General features: G+C 30.4%; 20 protein-coding genes and 2 pseudogenes. 13 read left to right on the top strand and 9 right to left on the bottom strand.

Annotated features, from left to right (window positions below):
* The first annotated feature begins 6 nt into the window (after positions 1 to 6).
* Positions 7 to 354, top strand: a complete 348-nt coding sequence (locus AC0L3M_RS07970; protein ID WP_292949824.1) for a DUF1801 domain-containing protein — start codon at positions 7 to 9, stop codon at positions 352 to 354.
* Position 355: 1 nt separating this feature from the next.
* Here AC0L3M_RS07970 and AC0L3M_RS07965 read toward each other — a convergent pair whose 3' ends face one another.
* The 5 genes and pseudogenes from AC0L3M_RS07965 to AC0L3M_RS07945 all read right to left on the bottom strand — a co-directional run bounded on the left by AC0L3M_RS07965 (position 356) and on the right by AC0L3M_RS07945 (position 5,671).
* Positions 356 to 1,216, bottom strand: coding sequence for a hypothetical protein (locus AC0L3M_RS07965; protein ID WP_473432430.1), 861 nt, complete (start codon positions 1,214 to 1,216; stop codon positions 356 to 358).
* 22 nt (positions 1,217 to 1,238) lie between these two features.
* Positions 1,239 to 2,055: pseudogene (gene kdsA / locus AC0L3M_RS07960) on the bottom strand (3-deoxy-8-phosphooctulonate synthase).
* 30 nt (positions 2,056 to 2,085) lie between these two features.
* Entirely contained in the window at positions 2,086 to 3,279 is a 1,194-nt protein-coding gene (locus AC0L3M_RS07955; protein ID WP_473432429.1) for an FtsX-like permease family protein, read from the bottom strand.
* A complete protein-coding gene (locus AC0L3M_RS07950) occupies positions 3,276 to 3,908 on the bottom strand; it encodes an ATP-binding cassette domain-containing protein (protein ID WP_473432428.1) in 633 nt (210 codons plus the stop codon). The genes AC0L3M_RS07955 and AC0L3M_RS07950 overlap by 4 nt, the downstream gene beginning before the upstream one ends.
* Before the next feature lie 5 nt (positions 3,909 to 3,913).
* Positions 3,914 to 5,671 (bottom strand): hypothetical protein, encoded by a 1,758-nt coding sequence (locus tag AC0L3M_RS07945; protein ID WP_473432427.1) that lies wholly within the window; start codon positions 5,669 to 5,671, stop codon positions 3,914 to 3,916.
* Between the two features lie 239 nt (positions 5,672 to 5,910).
* Between AC0L3M_RS07945 and typA the strand changes: the two genes are divergently transcribed.
* From typA to AC0L3M_RS07925, 4 genes are all read left to right on the top strand, one after another.
* On the top strand, positions 5,911 to 7,710 hold the full coding sequence (typA, locus tag AC0L3M_RS07940) for a translational GTPase TypA (protein WP_292949814.1): 1,800 nt from the start codon (positions 5,911 to 5,913) through the stop codon (positions 7,708 to 7,710).
* Between the two features lie 384 nt (positions 7,711 to 8,094).
* Positions 8,095 to 8,970, top strand: a complete 876-nt coding sequence (locus AC0L3M_RS07935; protein WP_473432426.1) for a GNAT family N-acetyltransferase — start codon at positions 8,095 to 8,097, stop codon at positions 8,968 to 8,970.
* A complete protein-coding gene (locus tag AC0L3M_RS07930) occupies positions 8,967 to 9,998 on the top strand; it encodes a DegT/DnrJ/EryC1/StrS family aminotransferase (protein WP_473432425.1) in 1,032 nt (343 codons plus the stop codon). Before AC0L3M_RS07935 ends, AC0L3M_RS07930 begins: the two co-directional genes overlap by 4 nt.
* Positions 9,999 to 10,069: 71 nt before the next feature.
* Positions 10,070 to 11,377 carry an O-antigen translocase gene (locus AC0L3M_RS07925; protein WP_341588136.1) on the top strand — a complete coding sequence of 436 codons (1,308 nt, stop codon included), beginning with the start codon at positions 10,070 to 10,072 and terminating at the stop codon, positions 11,375 to 11,377.
* Here the strand turns inward: AC0L3M_RS07925 and AC0L3M_RS07920 are convergent, their stop codons facing one another.
* A complete protein-coding gene (locus AC0L3M_RS07920; protein ID WP_473432424.1) occupies positions 11,378 to 12,520 on the bottom strand; it encodes a glycosyltransferase in 1,143 nt (380 codons plus the stop codon).
* Positions 12,521 to 12,557: 37 nt separating this feature from the next.
* On the opposite strand from AC0L3M_RS07920, the gene AC0L3M_RS07915 reads away from it, so the two are divergent.
* Together AC0L3M_RS07915 and AC0L3M_RS07910 are read left to right on the top strand one after the other, a co-directional pair.
* Positions 12,558 to 13,397 carry a glycosyltransferase family A protein gene (locus AC0L3M_RS07915; RefSeq protein WP_473432423.1) on the top strand — a complete coding sequence of 280 codons (840 nt, stop codon included), beginning with the start codon at positions 12,558 to 12,560 and terminating at the stop codon, positions 13,395 to 13,397.
* A 1-nt stretch (position 13,398) separates the two neighbouring features.
* On the top strand, positions 13,399 to 13,821 hold the full coding sequence (locus tag AC0L3M_RS07910; protein WP_145002616.1) for a sugar 3,4-ketoisomerase: 423 nt from the start codon (positions 13,399 to 13,401) through the stop codon (positions 13,819 to 13,821).
* Here the strand turns inward: AC0L3M_RS07910 and AC0L3M_RS07905 are convergent.
* A complete protein-coding gene (locus AC0L3M_RS07905; protein WP_473432422.1) occupies positions 13,807 to 14,742 on the bottom strand; it encodes a glycosyltransferase family 2 protein in 936 nt (311 codons plus the stop codon). The two genes, AC0L3M_RS07910 and AC0L3M_RS07905, sit on opposite strands and share 15 nt — an antisense overlap.
* A 157-nt stretch (positions 14,743 to 14,899) precedes the next feature.
* Between AC0L3M_RS07905 and AC0L3M_RS07900 the strand changes: the two genes are divergently transcribed.
* Positions 14,900 to 15,814: a hypothetical protein gene (locus tag AC0L3M_RS07900; protein WP_473432421.1), complete on the top strand. Its 915-nt coding sequence runs from the start codon at positions 14,900 to 14,902 to the stop codon at positions 15,812 to 15,814.
* On the opposite strand, the gene AC0L3M_RS07895 is transcribed toward AC0L3M_RS07900, so the two are convergent.
* Positions 15,804 to 16,493, bottom strand: a complete 690-nt coding sequence (locus tag AC0L3M_RS07895; RefSeq protein WP_473432420.1) for a cell division ATP-binding protein FtsE — start codon at positions 16,491 to 16,493, stop codon at positions 15,804 to 15,806. The genes AC0L3M_RS07900 and AC0L3M_RS07895 overlap by 11 nt on opposite strands.
* Positions 16,494 to 16,883: 390 nt before the next feature.
* Between AC0L3M_RS07895 and AC0L3M_RS07890 the strand changes: the two are divergent.
* The 4 genes and pseudogenes from AC0L3M_RS07890 to AC0L3M_RS07875 all read left to right on the top strand — a co-directional run bounded on the left by AC0L3M_RS07890 (position 16,884) and on the right by AC0L3M_RS07875 (position 23,961).
* Positions 16,884 to 19,903 (top strand): annotated as a pseudogene (locus AC0L3M_RS07890) (tetratricopeptide repeat protein).
* Positions 19,904 to 19,943: 40 nt separating this feature from the next.
* Positions 19,944 to 21,674 carry a TonB-dependent receptor gene (locus AC0L3M_RS07885; protein ID WP_473432419.1) on the top strand — a complete coding sequence of 577 codons (1,731 nt, stop codon included), beginning with the start codon at positions 19,944 to 19,946 and terminating at the stop codon, positions 21,672 to 21,674.
* A 103-nt stretch (positions 21,675 to 21,777) separates the two neighbouring features.
* A complete protein-coding gene (locus AC0L3M_RS07880) occupies positions 21,778 to 23,400 on the top strand; it encodes an amidohydrolase (protein WP_473432418.1) in 1,623 nt (540 codons plus the stop codon).
* Between the two features lie 33 nt (positions 23,401 to 23,433).
* Positions 23,434 to 23,961 carry a DUF2059 domain-containing protein gene (locus AC0L3M_RS07875; protein ID WP_473432417.1) on the top strand — a complete coding sequence of 176 codons (528 nt, stop codon included), beginning with the start codon at positions 23,434 to 23,436 and terminating at the stop codon, positions 23,959 to 23,961.
* Here the strand turns inward: AC0L3M_RS07875 and AC0L3M_RS07870 are convergent.
* The gene (locus AC0L3M_RS07870; protein WP_473432416.1) at positions 23,958 to 24,656 is read right to left on the bottom strand and encodes a class I SAM-dependent methyltransferase; all 699 of its coding nucleotides are present in this window, start codon (positions 24,654 to 24,656) and stop codon (positions 23,958 to 23,960) included. The two genes, AC0L3M_RS07875 and AC0L3M_RS07870, sit on opposite strands and share 4 nt — an antisense overlap.
* 21 nt (positions 24,657 to 24,677) lie before the next feature.
* On the opposite strand from AC0L3M_RS07870, the gene AC0L3M_RS07865 reads away from it, so the two are divergent.
* The gene (locus AC0L3M_RS07865) at positions 24,678 to 25,172 is read left to right on the top strand and encodes a YkgJ family cysteine cluster protein (protein ID WP_191100435.1); all 495 of its coding nucleotides are present in this window, start codon (positions 24,678 to 24,680) and stop codon (positions 25,170 to 25,172) included.
* Positions 25,173 to 25,291 lie beyond the last annotated feature (119 nt).

Genomic DNA, 25,291 nt, shown 5'->3' with positions numbered 1-25,291 from the left:
AAAAAAGTGAATCCTGCAGCGCATTATATTTTAAAACAACCAGAACCCTATCGTTCTATATTATTGCATTTGCAGGTTATTATTGAGCATACAATACATAACTTTGAATTAAAGTACAAATGGAGCATTCCGTTTTATTATGTAAACGGAATGCCATTTTGTTATTTAAATGCCAGTCATAAAAAACAATTTGTTGATTTGGTTTTTGTTAAAGGCAATCAATTAACTGTTTTTAAGACACATCATGTTATTGAAAACAGGAAAAAAATGATATCATTAAGATATAAGTCTTTGGACAAAATAGATGATACCGTAATTAATGCTGTTTTGCAAGAAGCTTTAACGTTGCAATAGACTATAGTCTAAAGCGTCCACCAATTGAAAAAACACGTTGTAAAAACCAAAAATGTTGCGACGCACTCTCATTAGCATTACTTGTTGTTCTAATATCTGGCATATTAATAAAGCCACCTCTTAAATCTGTTTGAATAAAAAAGTATTTAAAAAAGGTAAGGTTTAAACCTACAGTTGCAGAAAATCCATATCCAGATAAATGAAACTCGTCATAAGTATCTTTACCTAATAATGTCGTATTAGATTTAGGGTATAACACTCCAGCACCAAGACCTTCAGTAATATTTAATTGAAATTTATCAGTGTTGTTAATTTTAAAGATAGAAGAAATATCATCAAATCTATTTAACTCTAAATACACGTAGTTTAACCCATTGGTATGTTCAAATTTTAAAAAATCTTCTGAAACGACATACTCACTTCCATCAAATTCTTGGTTAAATACGCTACCTTCTTCATCTGCAGGAAGGTTAACATAACCTGTAACATTCTGGCTACGATTTCTGTTCATTACATATTTCATATGATCTACACCAAGTGAAATATTGTATTTGTCAGAAATAAAATAACCAGCTTTAAAATTAGTTTGTGGTATGGTCATTCTAGTTGGATTAATATAATCTATATGCCAACCTTTAGGTTTATCTTCGGCAGTAGCGTTGTCAATAGTAAAGTCGTAACCATCACCTTTAAACCTAATGTCAGATTCAGAAAATGTTTCTCGGTTTCCACCCCAACTAATATAAAATTTTCCTTTATTGTTGGCAGTGTATTTTTGTAAGTCAGTATTATCCTGAGCAAATGTTAGTGTTGACAATAGGGTAAGACACACTAAGGCTATTTGCCTTAATAAATGTTTCATTTGTTATTATGTTTAAGGGATGTTATAGGCTATTAATAGTCTTTCTAATAGCAGTTAAGTTAGTTAATAACGCTTCCAAGTTATCTAGGTGTAACATGTTGGCACCATCACTTTTTGCATTTGCAGGATCAAAATGTGTTTCGATAAATAAACCATCAACATTATTTACAATTCCAGCACGAGCAATAGTTTCAATCATATCAGGTCTTCCACCAGTGACACCAGCACTTTGATTGGGTTGTTGTAAAGAGTGTGTTACATCCAATACAGTTGGTGCATATTGACGCATTGTAGGGATGCCTCTAAAGTCCACAATCATATCTTGGTAACCAAACATCGTCCCACGATCTGTAATCCAAGCTTTGTCGCTTCCTGCATCTTTTACTTTTTGTACAGCATGCTTCATTGCTTCAGGACTCATAAATTGTCCCTTTTTAAGGTTAACAACCTTACCTGTTTTTGCAGCAGCAACGACAAGATCTGTTTGACGTACCAAAAATGCAGGTATTTGTAAAACATCTACATATTGTGCAGCCTTTGCAGCATCACTAACTTCGTGAATATCTGTAACCGTTGGAATGTCAAATTTTTCAGACACTTTAGCTAAAATCTCTAAAGCTTTTTCGTCACCAATACCTGTAAAACTATCAATCCTACTTCTGTTAGCTTTTTTAAAACTACCTTTAAATACGTAAGGTATTTCTAACTTATTAGTAATAGTAACAACTTTTTCGGCAATTCTATAAGCCATCTCTTCGCCTTCAATAGCGCAAGGACCACAAAGTAAAAAAGTTGTTGCTAGCTGTATGTTTAATTTTAGGGATATCTTGAAGTGTCATAATCGTAATAATTTATCTTGCAAAGATAAGTTAATTTTCAGAAGATAGTAGACTTGTATTAGGTCTTAACATTTGTTTGATTTTACTATTAGTATGTTTACGATAATACATGGCTAAGCTAATAAAAATCAATACGCTTAATATTACAGAATAAATTATAGAAGTTATATTTGGTTGTACTTGTAAAACACTTAAATATGGCGAAAATATATACTTACAAATAATACTTAGGGTTAGTGCTATAATAATTGAAACAGCTAAAATTTTAAAAGCAATAGCATGATATACTTTTGCTATTTGTGCTTTAGAGTATCCTAAAAAATGAAGTTGTGTTATGGTTTGCTTATTTTTTAGAATAAGTAAATTAATGTTGGTAATAACAAGATAAATAGACAGGATGGTAATTAATAGGCCAATACCTAATACAATACTAAGTATTAGTTTTAAAACATAGCTAAGTTTAGAGTTTTGAATGTCGTTGGATAAGTAATTGTATTTTTTTGAAGCTAAAAATTCTAATAATTTAGGGTCAGATGGATTAATAACATCAAGTATAATACGTGATATTTTATTTGCCTTTAAAGGACTTAATTTTTTGTTGGTATAGTTTAAAAAGGATTCTGGAACTAAAATAGAATTTATTTTTTCTGAAGCATCTAAAATATACGCACGATAATTTTCTGTTTTATGTGTTCCGGATAACGTCAAGTCTATAGGGACTTGTCTAATTATTTTCTCGTTAACTTGTGGTAATCCAGAGCTAGTTGCGTATCCAAAATTATATAAATTAATATAGTTTTTAGGAATAATAATTGGCACTTCTTTATCTCCTGGTTGCCATTTCCAATCTTCATTGGTAATGTCAATAAACTCATCTGATACAGCCTCTAAAAACATTTCGGTTGATATTCCTGCATGATTAGGAAAAGTAACACTTGCCAAAACACGATAAGTACCATGTGTAAAACCACCTGTTTTATTAATAAAAGGTTGTGCGTTTAACTCAGTAATTTCATCAGATGTAAAAGCATTATCACGTCCTAAGTCCTTATATATTATTAAATTTTGGTTGCCTAATAAGTCGTTTTTAGAATTAAAGATGGATTGTGTGTCAACTAATAATTGAACTACAATTAATAAAATACCTAATCCTAAACTAGAGCTTATCGCAAAAAATAATAGCTGTGATTTATGAACCTGTTTTTTTAAAAGTTGATTAATCATAATAATATTGTTTTAGTGTAGTCAATATTATATGTGTCTCCTAAACTAGCAATTATTAGGGTTGCTTGGTTAGCAGCAACTTCTTTATTTACAAGCGTGATGGCATTTGTAATTTGAGCTTTATCAATATGGCTAAAGGGTTCGTCAAGTAGTAACAATTTAAAAGGTTGGCATAATGCTCTGATAATAGCAATACGTTGTTGTTGACCGTAAGACAGGGTTTCAGCTTTTTTATGTGCTAATTGGTCGACCTCTAATTGTGACATCATCTCCAAGATTTCAGTCTCAGTTTTATGATTTGTAAGGGTGTTTTTTAACTGAATATTTTCTAAAGCAGTCAGTTCTGGAAACAATTTTAATCCCTGAAAAACAATAGCGATTTGTTGCTTTCTAATAGTTGTCCAATCAGTATCTGTGAATGACGAAATAGAGGTGTCGTTAAATAAAATAGAGCCAGAGTATCTATTATTTAAACCGTACATAAAATTAAATAGCGAGCTTTTTCCGCTTCCTGACACAGCTTTAACTAAGTATTTAGAATTAGGTTGAAACTCAAAATTTTTACTCCAGACTTCTGACGAAGCTGGAGTAAAATAATCTGGTACTATGGATTGTATATTGACTTGCACTTAGTCTAGTTTGATTCTGTAGATTCGATAACGGTTTCTTCAATTTCTATTTCATCCTCATCCTCATCTTTATTACTGTTTTCATATATAGTACTCATAGTTTTTGCTACTTCGTCACCATATAAAATGGTCTGTATTAATGAGTTTTTGTTTCCTTTAGTATAAGTAAAAGATTCGCCTCCATCTGTGTCAATAAAATAATGGTTTTCTCCATAATATTTTGTATAAATCTCACTGCTTTTTTCTGAAATTTCATCCATAGCTGTATCGTTTCCATATCTATTATAACTACTATAAGGATTGTACATATTGCCTAAACTTTTTGTAAAGTCATTGCTAAGTTGTGCAATGTTTCCTTTTGTGTAAAGGTAAACGCTGTGTGATAATTTATCTTTATGTTTAAAGTCGCTTAAATTGTTGGCAAGTTTTCCGTTACTACTTATTTCATCAGCTTTACTTTGGTCGTTTGTAAAAAAGATGTAATCTTCTGTAATAACCATAAAAGTACTACCGTCTATTTTAAAATAATTGGAGTTTAAGGTTTCTATTTGTGCACCTTTCTTTTTTACAATATTAAAAAATTGGTCAAATTTATTTTTATCTTTTAGGGCTACCGTACCATACATGTTGGGTGTTTTTTTATCTACAACTGTATAGGTTTCTTCGTCAGTAAAATAATTGTAATCGTATAGCGTGTCTTTTACTGTTTTACCCTCAGTCATAGCAAACATTAGCGAGCCATCAAATATTTTAGAAAAAGATGTAACGTCCATACCTAGTTCTTTTTCTGTTTCACTGTTGGATTTTTTTATGTTTTTTCTTAACTCCTCTCTAGCTTGGATAGGTAAAGTTTTGTTGTCTTGTAGACTTAAAATATGCTCGTATAAGTTTTCAGGATCAATAGATAATTTTGCAAATAACAATGGGTTATCAGGTAATGCATTAAGCATAGACTTATCGTAGGACGTAGACATCCATTTTTTATAACCAATTAATGATTTAAAATCATCATTTAATTTTAAATTGGTTTTAGTGTATATGTGGTCTTGCTCAAAGCTACCATAATAAGATAGGTTGTTGTTTTCTAGATTAACATCTAAACCAGCAAAAGTATTTAATATTCCATCAAAAGCATCACCTAATGGTGTTGAGGTAATATGTAGTCCCATGTCTTGTTTAGTGTCAAAAAAGGCATCAAAATAGTTGGTTGCTAATATGCAATCTTCTCTTTTTAATGTGGTAAGGTCTTTTAATTCTGCAGCAGCATAATTATTTGCACCAATAATTAATGCAGTTTTACCATTCCATCCAATTGCAATTTCTTTATTTGCGTAAATAGTAAATTCTTGATCTTTACCAACATTAGTTTCTTTTTCTAAATTAGGAACTTCATCAATCATTGGTTGTATAAAGGCTTCAAAAGACGCTGCATCCTTAATAGGTAATATTAATCCACCAACACCAGATAGTCTTTTAAACGTACCAAAGCCTAAAATATATTCTTTTCTAAAGGTTTTATCTAAATTATCTTTTGATAGTAACTCTTGCACAAAACGCTTAATCTCTTTGGGTGCTTTATCTTCAATAAGCGTATTAATGTTTAATTGATTAAAGTCTAAATCTTTACTTTTTTCTGAAAGCGATTTTAAATTAACATACATAACACCAATAGCGTCTTTTGGTACAAAGTATGATTCTTCAATTTTTTTACTACAACTAGCAAATAATAATACGATAAGTAATATAGAGATGATTTTTTTCATGATGTGGTGATAATGGTTTTTAAGTCGTTGATTAATAAGAATACAAAACTAATGATATATTGTTTTTGAAGAAATTTATTGGTTTAAATTACAATTGTTTTCTTTAAATAGGCCTAACTATCTGTGTCTGTTAAGTTCAAAAAGTTACAATTTTTTAAAATGAATTTGTCAAATATAAATTAAAACGCTTTTTTATATAAAAAATGAGTACCTTTGCACGCTTAAAATAAGGCACAATTATGGCTAATATTAAAAACATTGCAATTATTGCACACGTTGACCACGGAAAAACGACGTTGGTTGATAAAATCATGTACCATTGTCAACTGTTTCGTGAAAACGAAAACACAGGAGACTTAATTTTAGATAATAACGATTTAGAACGTGAACGTGGAATTACGATTACATCTAAAAACGTATCAGTTATTTATAAGGATACTAAAATTAACATTATTGATACACCTGGTCACGCCGATTTTGGAGGAGAAGTAGAGCGTGTATTAAACATGGCAGATGGTGTTGTGTTATTAGTTGATGCTTTTGAAGGTCCTATGCCTCAAACGCGTTTTGTATTGCAAAAAGCGATTGACTTAGGGTTAAAGCCTTGTGTGGTTGTAAATAAAGTTGATAAAGAAAACTGTACTCCAGATGAAGTACATGAAAAAGTTTTTGATTTAATGTTCGAGTTAGGAGCAGAAGAGTGGCAATTGGATTTTCCAACAGTTTACGGTTCGGCTAAAAATAACTGGATGAGTGATGATTGGAGAAAAGAAACAACTAACGTTGAGCCTTTATTAGACATGGTTGTGGAGCATGTACCTACACCAGTTTTTCCAGAAGGAACGACACAAATGTTAATTACATCTTTAGATTTTTCTTCATTTACAGGTCGTATCGCGATTGGTAGATTACAAAGAGGAGAATTAAAAGAAGGTCAACAAATATCTTTAGTTAAAAGAGATGGTTCTACAACTAAAAGTAGAGTAAAAGAACTTTTTATATTTGAAGGTTTAGGACGTAAACGTGTTGATAGCGTACAAACAGGAGATATTTGTGCTGTTGTTGGTATTGAAGGTTTTGAAATTGGAGATACTATTGCAGATATCGAAAATCCAGAAGGTTTAAAATCAATTGCTATTGATGAGCCTACAATGAGTATGTTATTTACAATTAACGATTCGCCATTTTTTGGTAAAGACGGTAAATACGTAACATCTAGACACATTAAAGATCGTTTAGAAAAAGAATTAGAAAAAAACTTAGCACTTAGATTAGGTGAAACTGGTAGTGCAGATAAATTTATGGTTTTTGGACGTGGTGTATTACACTTATCAGTTTTAATTGAAACTATGCGTCGTGAAGGTTATGAATTACAAATTGGACAACCACAAGTTATCATTAAAGAAATTGATGGTGTTAAATGTGAGCCAGTTGAAGAGTTAACTATTGACCTTCCTGAAAGTGTATCAGGTAAAGCTGTAGAGTTTGTAACTTTACGTAAAGGTGAATTGTTAAGTATGGAAACAAAAGGAGATCGTATGATTTGCGAATTCTTAATTCCTTCTCGTGGTATTATTGGTTTACGTAACCAATTATTAACTGCAACTGCAGGTGAAGCTATTATGGCACACCGTTTTAAAGAATACCAACCATTAAGAGGTGCTATTCCTGGACGTATTTCAGGATCTTTAATCTCTATGGAAAATGGTAAAGCAATACCTTATTCTATCGATAAATTACAAGATAGAGGTAAGTTTTTTGTTGAGCCAGGAGAAGATATTTACGAAGGTCAAGTAATTGGTGAGAACTCTCGTCAAGATGATATGGCTGTAAACATTACTAAAGCTAAAAAGCAAAGTAACGTACGTAGTTCTGGAGCAGATGATAAAGCTAAGATTGTACCAGCTATCAAATTCTCGTTAGAAGAAGCTTTAGAATATATCCAAAAAGATGAGTATGTAGAGGTTACACCAAACCATATTCGTTTACGTAAGATCTATTTAACAGAAAACGATCGTAAGAGAAATAAGATTGCTTAATATTAGATTAGTTGTAAATACAACGGTCTAAATTATATAATATTAAAAGAGGTTTCTAGTTTATAAACCTCTTTTTTTGTTTACTACTAAACCTATCTTTATGCTTTAAGAAAGATCTAAAATTGGTTAATCAAAGTACTTGCAGTTTCATACTTTTAAATTTAGGTTTACTGCGGTACATACTGTGTCTACCCTTATATTTATTCAGCAATTGGCTATAACTTATTTTTATAGTAAATTCTTCAATAAAAATTAGTACTTTCATTGCTTAAATAAAAGTGCGCTATTTTTTCTTTAACCATATATTCCGCTAAACATAAAAAGCTTTGGAACAGTTTTATTACTGAATCCAACAATGCAACATTTTTATTAAATCGAAATTTTATGGAATACCATAAAGAACGATTTGATGATTTTTCAGTGCTTATTTTTAAAGGTGAAAAACTAATTGCGATTTTACCAGCAAATAAGGTTGGTGACACACTACATTCTCATCAAGGATTAACGTATGGTGGATTGGTAACACATAAGGCTCTAAAATTTAATGAAGTCTTAGAGGTCTTTAAATTGCTTTTACAGTTTTTAGAAGATCACAATATATTGTATTTAAATATTAAGAGTTTACCTTCAATTTATGCTTCAGGACCAGACAGTCAGTTAGCCTATTTAATGTTTTTACTAAAAGCTAGTGTAGTAAGGCGTGATGCATTATCTGTAATTGATTATAACTTTATGCCAGAATCTATTTCTAGTAACAGAAAAAGAGGGTTTAAAAAAGGGCAAGCCCATAATTTAGTAGTAAAGGAGGAAAGCAGTTTAGAAAATTTTTGGAATGCTATTTTAATTCCTAATCTAAAAGCACAACATAATGTCAAACCAGTGCATACCTTAGAAGAAATGACATTGCTGCAATCCCATTTTCCAAATAATATACGACAGTTTAATGTATATAAAGGCGATACCATTGTAGCTGGAACAACTATTTTTGAAACTAAAAATGTCGCACATGCGCAGTACATTTCGGCTAATAGTGATAAGCAAGAACTTGGTAGTTTAGATGTATTGTTTCAGTATTTAATACATACCGTTTTTAAGGATAAATTATTTTTTGATTTTGGTACATCAAATGTAAATAATGGACTAAATATTAACAAAGGACTATTGTATTGGAAAGAAAGTTTTGGAGCAAGAATGATTGTGCAAGACTTTTACAGCGTTAGCACAAAAAATCACGAATTATTAAATTCAGTGTTTATATGATCAAATTTTTAGACCTACCAAAAATAAACGCAAGATTTGAGACTCAATTTAAAAACCAATTTGATTCGTTTTTAAGTACAGGTCAATACATATTAGGCGATGGTGTTAATACCTTTGAAACTAACTATGCAGCCTTTTGCGGAACTAAACATTGTATTGGTGTTAGTAACGGTTTTGACGCCTTAGTATTAATTTTTAAAGGATATATGGAACTTGGTATATTAAATAAAGGAGACCAAGTTATTGTGCCAGCTAATACATTTATTGCTTCCATTTTGGCTTTGTTAGAAGTTGGGTTGGAACCAATATTGGTGGAGCCTAATCCAATGACCTTTAATATTGAAGCTAAAGACATACAAAAAAGTTTATCCCATAAAACTAAAGCTATTTTAGTAGTGCATTTATATGGTCTACTTAGTGATATGGAAGCTATAAATAGTTTAGCAAATCAAAAACATTTATTAGTTATTGAGGATGCAGCACAAGCACATGGAGCTTTACATAAAAGTTTAAATACAAAAGCAGGAAATTTAGGAGATGCTGCAGCGTTTAGTTTTTATCCAAGTAAAAACTTAGGGGCTTTAGGAGATGCAGGTGCAATTACCACCAATAATAGCCAATTAGCTGACATGATTTTTAAATTAAGAAATTATGGTACTAGTACTAAATATGAAAATGAAGTACTTGGTGTTAATAACAGAATGGACGAAATACAAGCTTTGTTTTTGGATATAAAGCTTAAAGCGTTAGAAAATGATAACAGCCATAGGCAATCAATAGCTAAACAATATATATCCAAAATCAACAATACTAAAATAAAACTGCCTTTTTATGATGGTACTAAAAATCATGTATTTCATTTATTTGTGATTTTAGTGGATAATAGACAACAGTTTTTAGACTATTTAAAAGTAAATAATATAGAAGCAGCAGTACATTATCCTATTCCGCCACATAAACAAGTTGCGCTTCAACGATTTAACCATTTAAAATTTCCAATAACAGAAAAATTCACGAAACTTGTGTAAGCTTACCTATTAGTCCAATAATGACTAGTTTAGAGGTAGATACAGTGATTGAAAAATTGAATAATTACTAATTGAAAAAAGTTCTAGACTACATAAATAATAATGTCCTAGTTAAGGTAGCTTCCCTTAATTCTGTATCTGTAATTGTAAAAATTATAGCTGGATTTTTAACATCCAAATTTATAGCATTATTTGTGGGTTCAGAGGGTATGGCATTGGTTGGTAACTTACGTAACTTTGTAGGTTCTGTGCAATCCTTATCCATTTTAGGACTTTACAAAGGTGTTGTAAAGTATATCGCTCAGTTTAAAGATGATGCTTTTCAATTAAGTAAAACAATTTCTACCGTATTTTACATGGGATTTTGTTCTACATTATTAATGTCTATTCTAGTTTATTTTAAAGCAGAATTTATTAATGATTTAATTTTTAAAGACTACAACAATTACGCGTACGTTATTAGGATATTTTCTATGGCACTTCCGTTTTACGCGTTAAATATGTTTGCTTTTTCCATAATGAATGGCTTTGCAAAATATAAATACTTGATTGTATTTAATATTTTTGGTCAAATTTTAGGTGCTGTTATTACCATTTTACTGATTTGGCAAGAAAAAATTGATGGTGCATTAATCGCAGTTGTGATAGCAGAGTCCATTATTTTTTTAATAACACTTGTAGGTATTGCAAACCGAAAAAACTTTATTCCATTAATTAAAGCCAGTAATTTTAGTTTAAACTTTGCTAAAAAGCTTGGGTCATACTCAGGAATGGCGTTGTTTTCTGCAATTATTTTACCCTTAGTTGCAATATTAATTAGAAGTTATATTATTGATAATATAGGTTTAGAACAAGCTGGTTTTTGGGAAGCAATGAATCGGATTTCTAAATATTACTTATTATTTGTAAGTACATTATTAACCATGTATATTTTACCTAGATTCTCTGAAATTGACAATATAAAGGATTTTAGAAAAGAGGTGTTTAGTTTTTATAAAACAATAATTCCAATATTTGCTTTAGGTTTAATCGTCGTCTATTTTTTAAGAGGTTTTATTGTTAGTTTAGTTTTTACTGAAGAATTTAGACCAGTTGAAGACTTGTTTTTATGGCAATTATTAGGCGATTTTATCAAAGTACTTTCAATTGTTATAGCTTACCAATTTTTAGCGAAACGTATGTTTTGGCATTATATAATTACCGAAGCTTTTTCAGTTACAACATTGTACTTTACTAGCAAGTATTTTATAGACGAGTTTGGTTTAGTTGGAGCTAATATGGCACATTTTGCAACTTATGTTATGTACTACGCTATTATCTTACTAATTTTCTATTCGTCATTATTTGGTGTAATTCCGGATAAATTAGAAGAGGATTAACTAGTTTTTATTCCAAGTATCTAAATAACGTTGTGCTATTGAAATGTAATCATGATGTTGCTTTACAAATGCGCTGGCATGACTTCCTATAATTTGTATTTGATTTGGGTTATTAATTAACCATTCAAGTTTTTCAACTAAATAATCAGCATTAGGTAAGGCGTTAATAGCGACGCTATTTTCTTTTAAGTTATAATATTGTATCCATTCTTTTTCTGCTCCTGTAAATAGCACTTTACCTTTATACATGGCTTCTAATGCATTGTATCCTTGGTCATATGAATAGACTTGATCTAATATTATATGTGCTTGATCGTAACTTTGTATGTACTTAGTATAGGGTAGGTCAGTAGTGCTAGATATGCTAACTTTTTCAGGATATTTATTAGCAATAATTTGCAACGCTTCAGAAAAATAATTGGCACCTTTTTTTAAACCTGATGTCGAGTTAATACCATGGAAAATATGAATTCTACCCTCTGTTTTTAATGGTTTAAACTCTAATAAATCTGTATTAATTGGATTTGGGATTAACCCTAAATATTTAGAATGGTGTATATAAGCTCTGTGGTAATCTATATCAGAACAGATTACACCATTAATGTTTTTGTTTATAAACTCATGTAAGTTTTTATAAGCATCTGTTGTGTATTTTAACGAAAAATTAAAAGTGTTTTTTAAAGCAGTATTGTTTAAATAAGGTGTTAAAACAGAATAGCCATTTGCTGGATTTAAAAAATAATTTATGGTTACATGATCTTCTCCACAAGCCAATAAATAGATAGACTTATTTTGCTTAAAAAGCTGTGAGTATAATTTTATAGACTGTTTTGGTGTTACGCCAAGTGCATCTTCATTTATTAATTGGACAACATCAAAATTTTTAAATTGTGGTAATAATTTATTAAACTGCTGGTAGTATTCATTTTGAATCAAATTAACACCAAAAAGTCTAATTAATCCAGAGTTTAATAGTCTTAAAAAGCGATTATTTTTGATTTTTGAAGTTAACAGATAATCAGATTCAAATTGTTTTAAGCCATCACCAGAACTAACTAAAGTCACCTGATGTCCTAAAGCAATCAAACCTTCTTTTAAAGAATTGTGTAGTCTGCTATATTCGCCAATTAATAATATCTTCATTTATATTTTATACATTTGTTTTCAAAGATAGAAGTTAATGGGCAATGCCAAAAAGAAAGATGTAAAATTAGAGTTGTTAGTAGCAACAATGTTTCAGACATCCATGGATTTTCTATCAAATATGTTTCCAAATAGTTCTTTTAAAAACTATAACATCCTGATAATTAATCAAACAGATCAATCTCACATTTTGGAGTCGACTGTGGATAATATTAGAGTGATAAATAGTTTTGAAAAAGGTTTGGCTAAAAGCCGAAACATGGCAATAAAAAATACGATTGGTCAGTTATGTTTAATTGTAGATGATGATGTTAAATTTAAGCCAGATTTTGATAAAATTATTTTAGAAGCATATAATAGTAACCCTAATGTAGCTATTATAACTTTTAAAATGGAAGATTTTGAAGGTAATTTATTTAAAAATTATCCTCAAGTTAAGTGTCATGATTTAGAGTCCATTAAAGAAGTTAACTCTGTAGTGATTACGTTTAATACTAAATTAGTAAAGCAAAACAGTCTACTTTTTAATGTCAATTTTGGATTAGGGTCCACTTTTGAAACCGCAGACGAATATATTTTTATGCGAGAGGCTTTAAAATTAAAAATGCAGACTATATTTGAGCCCAAGGTAATATTGTCGCATCCGTTTTTTAGTTCAGGCAAAGACTCTGGAAATGACAAATTAGTATATGCCAGAAGTGCCTTATATTACAAATATTCTGGTGTATTGGGATATTTAAAATTATGTAAATATTTATACATTGTACATAAGCAAGGTGCAATAAAAACAAATCAAATTATTAAAAAATTTAAAGTAGGTTTAAAAGGAATTTCAACTTATAAAAATCTAGTTAAATTAGGAATTGAAAAGTCTTAAAATGAAATTAAAATCAACGACTGTAAACGCAGTATCTATTATAGAAATACCTAAAATCACTGATGAAGAAGGACGTGGTAATTTGTCAGTTATAGAAAAAGATTGCGTTCCATTTGATATCAAACGCGTGTATTATTTATACGATGTACCTAGTGATGCTTATAGAGGAGGTCATGCTCATAAAGCTTTATTTCAGTTTTTAATACCCTTAAGTGGTAGTTTTGATGTGATTTTAAAAGATGGTAAAAACACTAAAACAGTCAGTTTAAATAAGCCTAATAAAGGGTTAATGATTGTACCAGGTATTTGGAGGGAACTTGAAAATTTTTCTTCAGGAGCAGTTTGCTTAGTCTTAGCTTCTGAGGTTTACAATGAAGAGGATTATGTTAGAGATTATAGCGAATTTGAATTACTTAAAAGCTGATAAGTAAATGTTATTTTTTATTAAAAAACTATGAAGCTTTTTTAATCCAATTAAAATAGAGGAAGGACAATTTACAAGGACTTTTTGTTTATAGTTTAAATTTTTAAAATCGATGTCTTGCTTTACTTTTTTAGCGTCAATAGGTTGGTCTAATAATTTATAACGAATGACTAATGCATATCTATTTATGTCTAAATACTTTTTTAATGATGCGTTGTTTTGTGCTTCATTTTTATAATTATTAATTAGTAAATATCTGTCCTCATTATAATCACGATTTGATAAACTAGATTGATCAAAGAAGTTATAGAGCATTGTTATTTTGGGATTAAAAGCGATTTTGCCAATTAAACCAAATTTAATCCACAAATCAATATCCTGTCCTGTTCTTAATTTAGTATTATATCCATTAACTTTTAAAAAGTCCTGTTTCTTAAAAGCAACGGAAGATGAAGTAGGAATAAAATTAATAATGTTAGCTTTAAAAAAGTCGTTAATTATCAAGCAACTATTGTCATATTCAAAATTAAATTTAGATTTAGTTATAAACCCATCATGACGCTTAATATTATAATTGGTACAAAATAGTACAGCTTCAGGACAAGTGTCTATGCATCTTTTTAGTTCTAATAGATGATTTTTATCCCAAATATCGTCAGCGTCCAATGTAGCAATAAAGCTTCCGTTTGAGGCTGCAATAGCAGTATTTCTTGCTATGGATGCGCCTTGATTTTCTTGTTGGATGACTGTTATTTTGTCATTATTTAGACTCTTAACTAGTGCTAAGCTTCTATCCGTACTGCCATCATCGACTATTACAATATCAAAATTTTGAAAACTTTGTTGTAAAACAGATGTAATAGTTTTTAAAACATATTTTTCCTTGTTATAAAGCGGTATAATTACAGAAAAAAAAGACATTATATTTATTTAATTTTGGTTATTTGGTTTGTTATGGACCTACAGTTTTAATATGCTGTTGCAGTTTTTCAAATCTAAGCATTAATATAGATTTATAAATAGACAAGTGGATAATTTTCAAAGTGATATATTTACAAATGATATTATTATTTAATTAATGAATTCCTTTTTTAAAAACGCATTACTTTTTGCCATTCCATTACTCTTAGTTTTCGTTGCTATAGAATGTTTTTATAGGTATGTTCCAAATAATTATTCATATAAAAACAAGCAAATACAAACGCAATATGGTAATATAGAAACACTTGTTTTTGGCGATTCTCATGCTTTTTATGGAATAGATCCCAAAGGTTTTGACAGACCAACCTTTAATATTTCTAATGTTAGCCAATCTATATATTTTGATAAGTTATTGTTTGAAAAACATGTGGATAGTTTTCCTAAACTAAAAAACATTATTTTAACTGTAGCTTATACAACGCTAAGTGAGGTAGATGATAAGTTAGACTTAAAATGGCGAAAGTATTTTTATAAAAACCAAATGGGATTAAACATTCCTTTGATCTCTAAATATGATTTAAAACAACATAGTCTTGCATTAGTACACAAACTATCCAAAACCATTAAATATGTCAGAGATTATTTTAAAGACGGTACTTTAGTAACTAGTGATACTCATGGATTTATTACAACTAATTTAGTTAAAAATAGCACTAAAGATTTAGATGGTTTTGCCAAACGGGTTACTATAAACCATGAAGATGGATTGTTAGATTTTACTGAAAACACCAAAAGGATCCAAGAAATTATCAAGCAATGTCAGTCTAGAGATATTAACGTGTATTTAGTAAGTTTACCAGTTAATTATAGATATGTAAATTTAGTAAATTCTAAAAAAGTAGCTAAAATTTACGATACAGCAAATGCTTTAGCATTAGGCAATAGTAATACAACGTATATCAACTTGTTTGAAGATAACCGATTTGATGATTCAGATTTTTTTGATGCTAATCACCTTAATGTTAAAGGTGCTAAAAAATGTACAGTAATTTTAAACCAAATTATACAGTAGTCTTACGCTGTACCACTTCAAAAATTCTGTTATCGTCACATTTTAATGTTTTACTTGGATATTTTAAAAGTAAAGCATAATCATGAGTAGCCATTAATATTGTGTTACCATTTTTATTAATGTCTTGTAATACTTCCATGACCTCAATACTAGTTTGTGGGTCAAGATTACCAGTAGGCTCATCTGCTAAAATTAATTCAGGATCATTTAACAACGCACGTGCAATTGCAATACGTTGTTGCTCTCCTCCAGACAATTCATGCGGAAATTTAAAACCTTTAGTTTTCATGTCAACTTTGTCCAAAACAGAAGCGACACGCTCATTCATTTTAGTTTTATCCTTCCAACCTGTTGCTTTTAGTACAAATAGTAAATTGTCATTAATGGTACGGTCAGTCAATAATTTAAAATCTTGGAAAACAATACCTAGTTTTCTTCGTAAAAACGGAATATTTTTTTCCTTTAAAGTCGGTAAGTCAAACTCAACAATATGTCCTTCACCTTGTGATAATTTTAAATCACCATATAAGGTTTTCATAAAACTACTTTTACCAGAACCTGTTTTACCAATTAGATAAACAAACTCTCCTTTTTTAACTTCTAAATTAACTTCAGAAAGGATTAGACTTTCACCCTGAAAAATAGAGGCGTTTTTTAATTCTAAGACAGTGTTTGACATAAAAAGGTTTATTTTTTTGAAGTAATAACGTCTTTGTAAGACCAAATATTATTGATGACAAAGTAAACAATTAATGGGAAAAATGGAAAACAAAATCTACTATTGTTTCCATAGGCAATTAATGATTAAAAAACAGACTTTATATTTGTGTTGAATTGGTCTTTGATAAAGAATAACTATTAACTAATAATCCTGCATGATTAGTTATTAAATGTTGTAATTTATTCTTAATAGACATTTATGGGATTGTTTTAAATAAGACTGTAAATATAGAATAATTAATTCTACCTTTTTTTGATAATATATAAGTCGGTTTATAATTATTAGTTAAATCTATCGTTAGAGATATAGATTAATTTATCTTTGATTTTGAATTTAAAAATAGTATCAATGTTAGTAAAAAAACAGCTTACATTTTTCATTACCATAGTCTTTTGTTTCCAGTTACTTGGACAAGAAACTGCAGTTTATACCAATAGTCTAGGCGATTATCAAAAAGCGTTACAGCTTTATAACAGTCAGCAATATTTAGCCTCTCAAAATTTGTTTAGTCAGATTAAAAAAGAGACCAATGACCAAAACGTAAAAAGTAATTGCGCGTTTTATATTGCAAATGCAGCCATAAGATTAAATCAGCAAAATGCAGACGTTTTAATGGAGCGTTTTGTAGAAGATTATCCAACTAGTACAAAAAAAATACAGCATTTTTAGATGTAGCAGAATATTATTTTGCTAATGGTAAATACGCCTATGCTCAAAAGTGGTATGCAAAAGTAGACGAGAATGGACTGTCCAAAGCAGATAAGGAATCTTATAACTTTAATAATGGTTATGCTTCATTTACAACTAAAAACTATAAAGATGCTAAAAAGTATTTAACACGTGTAGAGACCTCTCAAAAGTACGGTTCTCAGGCTAAATATTATTTAGGTTTTATGTCCTATGAAGGTGATGATTATGATGGAGCTAATAAGTATTTTGAACAAGTTGGTCAAGAAGAAAAATATAAAGAAAAACTAAGTTACTATCAGGCTGATTTAAACTTCAAATTAGGGAAATTTGATAAAGCAATAGAGCTAGCTAAATCTAAACTAGAGACTAGTGATAGAGACGAAGTTTCAGAATTAAATAAAATTATAGGTGAAAGTTATTTCAACTTAAAAAAATATGACGAAGCTATTCCATACCTAACCCAATATAAAGGTAAAAAAGGAAAATGGAGTAATACAGATTATTACCAATTAGGTTACGCTTACTACAAGCAAAAAGATTATGATAAAGCCATTTCAGAATTTAACAAAATTGTAAGTGCAGATAATAGTGTAGCTCAAAATGCTTACTATCATTTAGGAGAAAGCTATGTTAATGTAGGCAAAAAACAAGAAGCGTTAAATGCTTTTAGAAACGCCTCTCAAATGGATTACGATTTAAAAATCCAAGAAGACGCTTGGTTAAACTACGCTAAAATTAGTTACGAAATTGGTAACGCTTATCAATCGGTACCTCAAATACTAACAGGTTATTTAGATAAATATCCAGATACACAATACAAAGATGAGGTTGAGGTATTACTAATAGACTCGTACATTACCTCTAAAAACTACAAGGAAGCTTTAGAGTTATTGAAAAATAAAAATAGTTTTGAGAGTAAAGTTGCGTTACAAAAAGTAGCGTTTTACAGAGGGTTAGAATTGTATAACGAAAGTAAATTCCAAGAGGCAGAAACCCTTTTTGATAAATCTTTGAAAGAACAACAAAATCAAAAATTTACTGCAAGAGCAACATTTTGGAAAGCCGAAACAGATTATAACCTAACTAACTACGAAGATGCCTTAATTGGATTTAAACAATTTAAACAACAAGGTGAAGCTTCGTCAACAAAGGAATTTGAAAACTTAGATTACAATATAGCTTACACTTATTTTAAGCAAAAAAACTACGATCAATCAACAGTGTTTTTTAATCAATTTATTCAAAAAAATCAAACCGATAAAGTTAGGTTAAACGATGCCTATTTACGTTTGGCAGATGGATATTTTGTGTCTAGTAGATATAATGAAGCTATAGCTGCTTATGACAAAGCGATGCAAGTAGGTAAAATTGAAAATGACTATGCGTATTTTCAAAAAGCGATGAGCTACGGTTACATTGGTAAAGAAGGTGATCAAACAAATCAATTAGAACAATTTATTGCAAAATACCCAACATCAAAATTACGTGATGATGCTATGTATGCTTTAGGTAATAGCTACGTAAAAGCAGGTAAAGATGCTAAAGCAATTGCTATTTACAGTCAGATAAAAAAAGAATATAGTACAAGTCCATTTACAAGCAAGGCTCAATTACGTCAAGGTTTAGTCTATTATAACGCGAGTCAAAACCAACAAGCATTAACAACCTTTAAGGCTGTTGCCAAGGACTATCCAAGTACACCAGAAGCTAATCAAGCAGTAGCAACAGCAAGACTAATTTATATAGATTTAGGTAAAGTGGATGAGTATGCATCTTGGGTTAGAACTTTAGATTTTGTAGAGGTTACAGACGCAGATTTAGACAACGCAACGTATCAAGCAGCAGAAAAACAATATTTAGACGAAAACGTAAATGATGCCATAAAGCAATTTAATGGGTATTTAAATCAGTTTTCTAATGGATTACATGCCACTCAAGCTCATTTTTACTTAGCACAATTGTACTTTAAAAAAGATTTAAAATCTAATGCAGAGCCTCATTATGCTTATGTAGTCGGTAAATCTCAAAGCGAATTTTCAGAAGAAGCCTTATTGCGCTTATCTCAAATTCAGTTAGATAAAAAAGATTGGAATGCAGCAATACCAACCTTAAAACGTTTAGAGGCAGAAGCAAACTTTCCGCAAAACAGTTTATTTGCTCAGTCTAATTTAATGCAATCTAATTATCAATTAAATTACTATAATCAAGCGGTCGCTTACGCGGAAAAAGTGCTAGGTAATGGTAATTTAGATAACAAAATTAGAAGTGATGCGCATGTTATTATTGCACGTTCGGCAATTAAAACTAACGATGCTGCTAAAGCAAGAGCAGCTTATGCACAAGTCGAAACGTTTGCAACAGGTGAAACTGCAGCAGAAGCACTATACTATAATGCATATTTTAAAAATAAAGATGGTTTATACGCAGAGTCTAACCAAGTGACACAACGTTTAGCTAAAGATTATTCCGGTTATAAATATTATGGAGCTAAAGGTTTAGTCGTAATGGCTAAGAATTTTTATGCCTTAGGTGACGCGTTTCAAGCGACATACATTCTAGAAAGTGTTATCAAAAATTTCAGCAATTTTGAAGATGTAAAAACAGAAGCACAAACCGAATTGAATAAAATTAAAACAGAAGAAGCTAAAACAAACTCTTCAGTAATATCTGAAGACTAATAACAGCAATCTACACAATCGTAATTCATAAATATAAATTATGTTTAGTACAAAAAAGCAAATCATTTTAACGATAGCATCACTATTAATCACTGTCTTCGCTTTTGCACAAGAAAGAGAAGGTGATACCATTAAAACAGGAGTAATAGATGTTGTTAAACCTTATACGCCTAGTATTTCTGACGCTTTTAAAGTTAAAGAAACACCAACATTAGACGATACTGAGACTGCAACTAAAAAAGAAGTAAAGTATAACATTTTTTCATTTCCTGTAGCTTCTACTTTTACGCCTGCAAAAGGAAAAGCAGCAGTTGTAGATAAAGCAAAAAAAGTTAAGTTGTACGATAACTATGCAACTTTAGGTGTTGGTACGTATACCACAATAGTTGGAGAAGCGTATCTTAATCATGCCATAGGTCGAGATCAGATTTTTAGTGCATATGTAGGACATCACTCGTCACAAGGTGATATAGAAAACGTATTGACAGATAGTGGATTTTCAGATTCAAAGCTTAATTTAACATATACTAAAAAAGATCGTGATTATAGCTGGACTGCTTTAGGTGGTTTTCAATACCAAACGTATAATTGGTATGGTTTACAACAACCATTATTTAATCAAGCAACAGCAGATAGCTTAGATGTTGGTCATAGTTTTATTAATGGCTATGTTGGAGGAGATATTACTTTTGAAGATGCTATTGTATCTTCAGGAAGTGTTTTATATAGACGCTTCGGAGATAACTTTGGATCAGGAGAAAATAGATTTAAAGCTAATGCAATTGGTACAATTAATATTCAGGATAATGACATAGATATTGAAGTGTTTACAGATTACATTGGTGGTAGTTTTGATAAGGCTTATGCAGATCCTAATCAGATTAACTATGGTAACTTTCAGATTGGTTTAGCACCAACTTTTCAATTAAAACAAGACGACTTAACTGTAGACTTAGGTGTTAAAGCTGTGTATTTAAATGATACTGAAGCAAGTAAAAGTAAGTTTTTTATCTATCCAAATATAGCAGCAAGTTACAGGTTGGTGGATGAGGTTTTAATTGCTTTTGGAGGAGTAACAGGAGGATTAAATCAAAATTCGTATTATGATTTTGCTCAAGAAAATCCATTTGTCTCACCAAATCTTTTTATAGCACCAACAGATCAACAGTATAAGGCATTTGCAGGAATAAAAGGTAAGCTATCTAATACAATGAGTTACTCGGTTAGTGGAAATTATTATTCAGAAAAAAATAAAGCACTTTACACAAACAATGATATTACCACAACCTCAGAGCCATATACATTTGGCAACTCGTTTAGTTTAGTTTATGACGATGTGACTACTTTTAGTTTTGCTGGAGAATTAAATGTAGACATAAACCGTAACTTTACTTTAGGTATTAAAGGTGAGTATTTTTCGTATGATGTTACTAACCAAATGGAAGCTTGGAATTTACCAGATTTAACAGCATCTGTCTTTTTAGATTATCAAATAACCGATCAATGGTTTGCAGGAGCTAATTTGTTTTTTGTAGGTGAGCGTAAGGATCAATTTAATATTCCTAACTTGATTAGTCCAAACTCAGGTATTGTAACCTTAGATAGTTATTTTGATGCTAATGCACATGTTGGTTATCATATAAATGACCGTTTTTCAGTATTTGCTAAAGCTAATAATATTGTAGGAGAGGAGTATACTAAATGGCAAAACACACCTGTTCAAGGTATACAGTTTCTAGCAGGAGCAACGTATAAATTTGATTTTCAGTAAAATTAAATAATTCATTTATAGGTTTTAAACTACCTAATATTTTAAATTAAAAGCCTCTATTTGAGGCTTTTTTTTATGTTTATATTTACAAAAAATATTAAAAATGAGAATCACCAAAGTTTTATTATTATTCTTAATTATAGTATCCTGTGCTTCAGATAAAATTGAAGTCGATACTATCATTACCAACGGAACAGTTTATACTGTTGATGCAGATTTTAACAATGCTGAAGCTTTTGCCATTAAAGATGGTAAATTTGTAGCAGTTGGTACAACTAATGATATTAATAAAAAATATAAAGCTATAAATACAATTGATGCTAAAGGGCAAACCATTTTGCCTGGTTTTATCGATGCACATTGTCACTTTTACGGTTTAGGTTTAAACCAATTACAAGTAAATCTTAGAGATACTAAAAGTTTTGATGATGTTATGAAACGTGTTATCGATTTTCATAATAACCGACCATCCAATTTTATTATTGGTAGAGGTTGGGATCAAAACGATTGGGACGACAAAACTTACCCAAATAAAGCATTATTGGATAAATTATATCCAGATACACCTGTGGCTCTAACTAGAATAGACGGTCATGCTATGTTATGTAATCAAGCAGCTTTAGATTTAGCTAAAATAGATGTTAATACAACAATTGAAGGAGGCGAAATTTTAAAGAAAGATGGCCAACTTACAGGAGTATTAATTGATAATCCAATGGAATTGGTTGAGGCTATTTTTCCGGAACCTACAAAACAACAACAAATTGATGCTTTGCTTGAAGCACATAAAATATGTACAGATTTAGGTTTAACAACCGTGTCTGATGCTGGTTTGGACAAACAAGTCATTCAATTAATTGATAGTCTACAACAAGCAGGAACATTAGACATGCGCATGTATGCTATGATTAGCAATAAAAAAGAAAACTTAGAGTATTACCTATCAAAAGGAAAAATTAAGACAGACAGATTAAATGTGCAATCTGTAAAAGTGTATGCAGATGGAGCTTTAGGTTCTAGAGGAGCAGCTTTAAAACAAGAATATTCAGACCAACATGATCATTTTGGTGCATTAGTTATTGGTACTGATGCTTTTATTAATTTAGCTGAGAAAATAGCAAAAGCAGGATACCAAATGAATACACATGCTATTGGAGACTCAGCTAACAGATTTGTTTTACAGACTTATCAAAAAACCTTAAAAGATCTAACTAACAGACGTTGGAGAGTAGAGCATGCTCAAATTATCACAGATAATGATTTTGACTATTTTAAAAACGAAAACATCATACCTTCCATACAACCAACACATGCAACAAGTGATATGTATTGGGCAGAAGACCGTTTAGGAAAAGACCGTATTAAAGGTGCTTATGCCTATAAAACCTTACTAGAAAAAAGCGGAAGATTAGCCTTAGGGACAGACTTTCCGGTAGAGCAAGTAAGTCCGTTTTTAACCTTTTACGCAGCAGTATCTCGTCAAGATGTAAACCAATTTCCAGCAGGCGGTTTTAATAAAGACAATGGATTAACAAGGGAGGAGACCTTAAAAGGGATGACTATTTGGGCTGCTTATGCTAATTTTGAAGAAGAAGAAAAAGGAAGTATTGAAGCTGGTAAATTTGCGGATTTTATTATCTTAGATAATAATATAATGACTATCGAAGAGAAAGAAATCCCTAATATCAAAGTAAATCAAACGTACATTAATGGAGTGGCACAGTAGTTGCTATTTTATAATAACTTAAACAATTTTAAAATGAAAAAAATTATCGCATTAGTGTGCTTTTTAGCAATAGGTACAGTAAGTATTGCTCAAAATGATCAGTATAGTAAAGATGTTAAAGCGTGCATACAAAGCAACGGAACAATGACTTATTATGAAGGGGTTATTGACCAAATGTTTACAATGTTAGAGCAGCAGTTTGAATCGCAGGATGTGCCAGCTTCGGTTTGGAAAGATCTAAAAAAAGTTAAACCTGATGCAATGGATGATTTAGCTGTAATGATAGTATCTGCTTACAAAGCTCATTTTACACATGATGATGTAAAAAATATGAATGCGCTATATAAAACAAAAGCAGGTAAAAATATGTTTAAGCCTGAAGCCTTAACAGAAGGTGATAAAATAATTTTAAAAGAATTTTATCAAAGCGATACAGGACAAAAAATTGTAAGCTCTCAAGACTCCATGAACGCCTCAATGAGTGATATTTCTGTAATGTGGAGTGGTGATTTATACAAAAATATGATAGCCAAATTATCAGAAAAAGGATACGATATCTAAATAAATAGCTTTGCTAAATAGTCATAATGCTCGCCTTCAGCGAGCATTTCGCATTTTAAACCAGAAGTTTCGCATGCTTGTTGTAGCAACTTAAAATCTAAATATAACCACTTCATTGGTAATTCAGCTTCTCCTTTATAACTTAAAAAATAATCTAATTCGCCATAATAATTAGCATTCATATCCTGCCAAAATCCACCATCTTCATCTAAATACATATATTTTATGTCACTAGAGTCTATTAAAACTTGACCACCTGTATTTAATAATGTTTTTAAATGCGATAAATACATTGCTACCTGATTTAAGGTTTCAAAAATACCAGTACCATTCATTAATAATAGAATTGTATCAAAAGTTTCAGTTTCATCTAAAAGCGCAAGGTGTGCAACCTGTTTTACGCCTCTAGCGTGACTTACTTCAACAGCACCTTTAGAGATGTCAATAGCTTTGACGTTTAGTCCTTGGTCTTGTAAGTATAAACTATGACTTCCTGAGCCACAACCTACATCTAATGTCAGTCCTTTAGATAGTTGCAATGCTTTTTGTTCTAATTTTGGCATGTCTTGATAATCCCTGAAAAGATAAGGTAGTGGTAACTCATCTTCGTCAGATATGTTAGTAGACGTTATTAAGTCTTCTGTATAATTACCATTATGGTAATCTAATAATGCTATTCCGAAAAGGTCTTTCATTTAAAATACTATTTTTGCACTATGGAACAATTTTTAAATGGTCTTCCAAAGCTTGCCAAAGATAAGCATAAGGAAAATAAAACCTTTTTTACTAAGCTAAAAAAGAAAGCACCAAAGCAATTAGATTACTTAATGCAAGAGTTGCATGATAACGAGTTTAAAAAAACTGATTGTTTAACGTGTGCTAATTGTTGTAAAACTACTGGACCATTATTTACAGATAAAGACATCCAACGTATTGCTAAACATTTTAAGCAAAAACCACAGCAATTTATAGATAACTATTTACGTCTGGATGAAGAGAATGACTATGTATTACAATCTGTACCTTGTACCTTTTTAGGAGCAGATAACTACTGTTCAATATACGATGTGCGTCCAAAAGCCTGTTCAGAGTTTCCGCATACTGACCGTAAAAAGTTTCAGCAAATATCTAATTTGACTTTAAAAAACGTGGCTATTTGTCCTGCTGCTTTTAATATAGTGGAAGAGATGAAAAAACGAATTAAATATTAATACGAGTATTTTTTTTATTTAATCAAGTCATAATCGATTTGTGTTTTTTGAGAAGTTTATTGACTTTGTTTTAAAAAAATAGTAAAAACTTACAATCTTGGTATATTTATTGAATATCT

Source organism: Olleya sp. KJ81-1 (genome assembly GCF_055808135.1).
The sequence above is the reverse complement of the archived record's forward strand: the minus strand, read 5'-3'. Positions and strand labels throughout refer to the sequence as shown.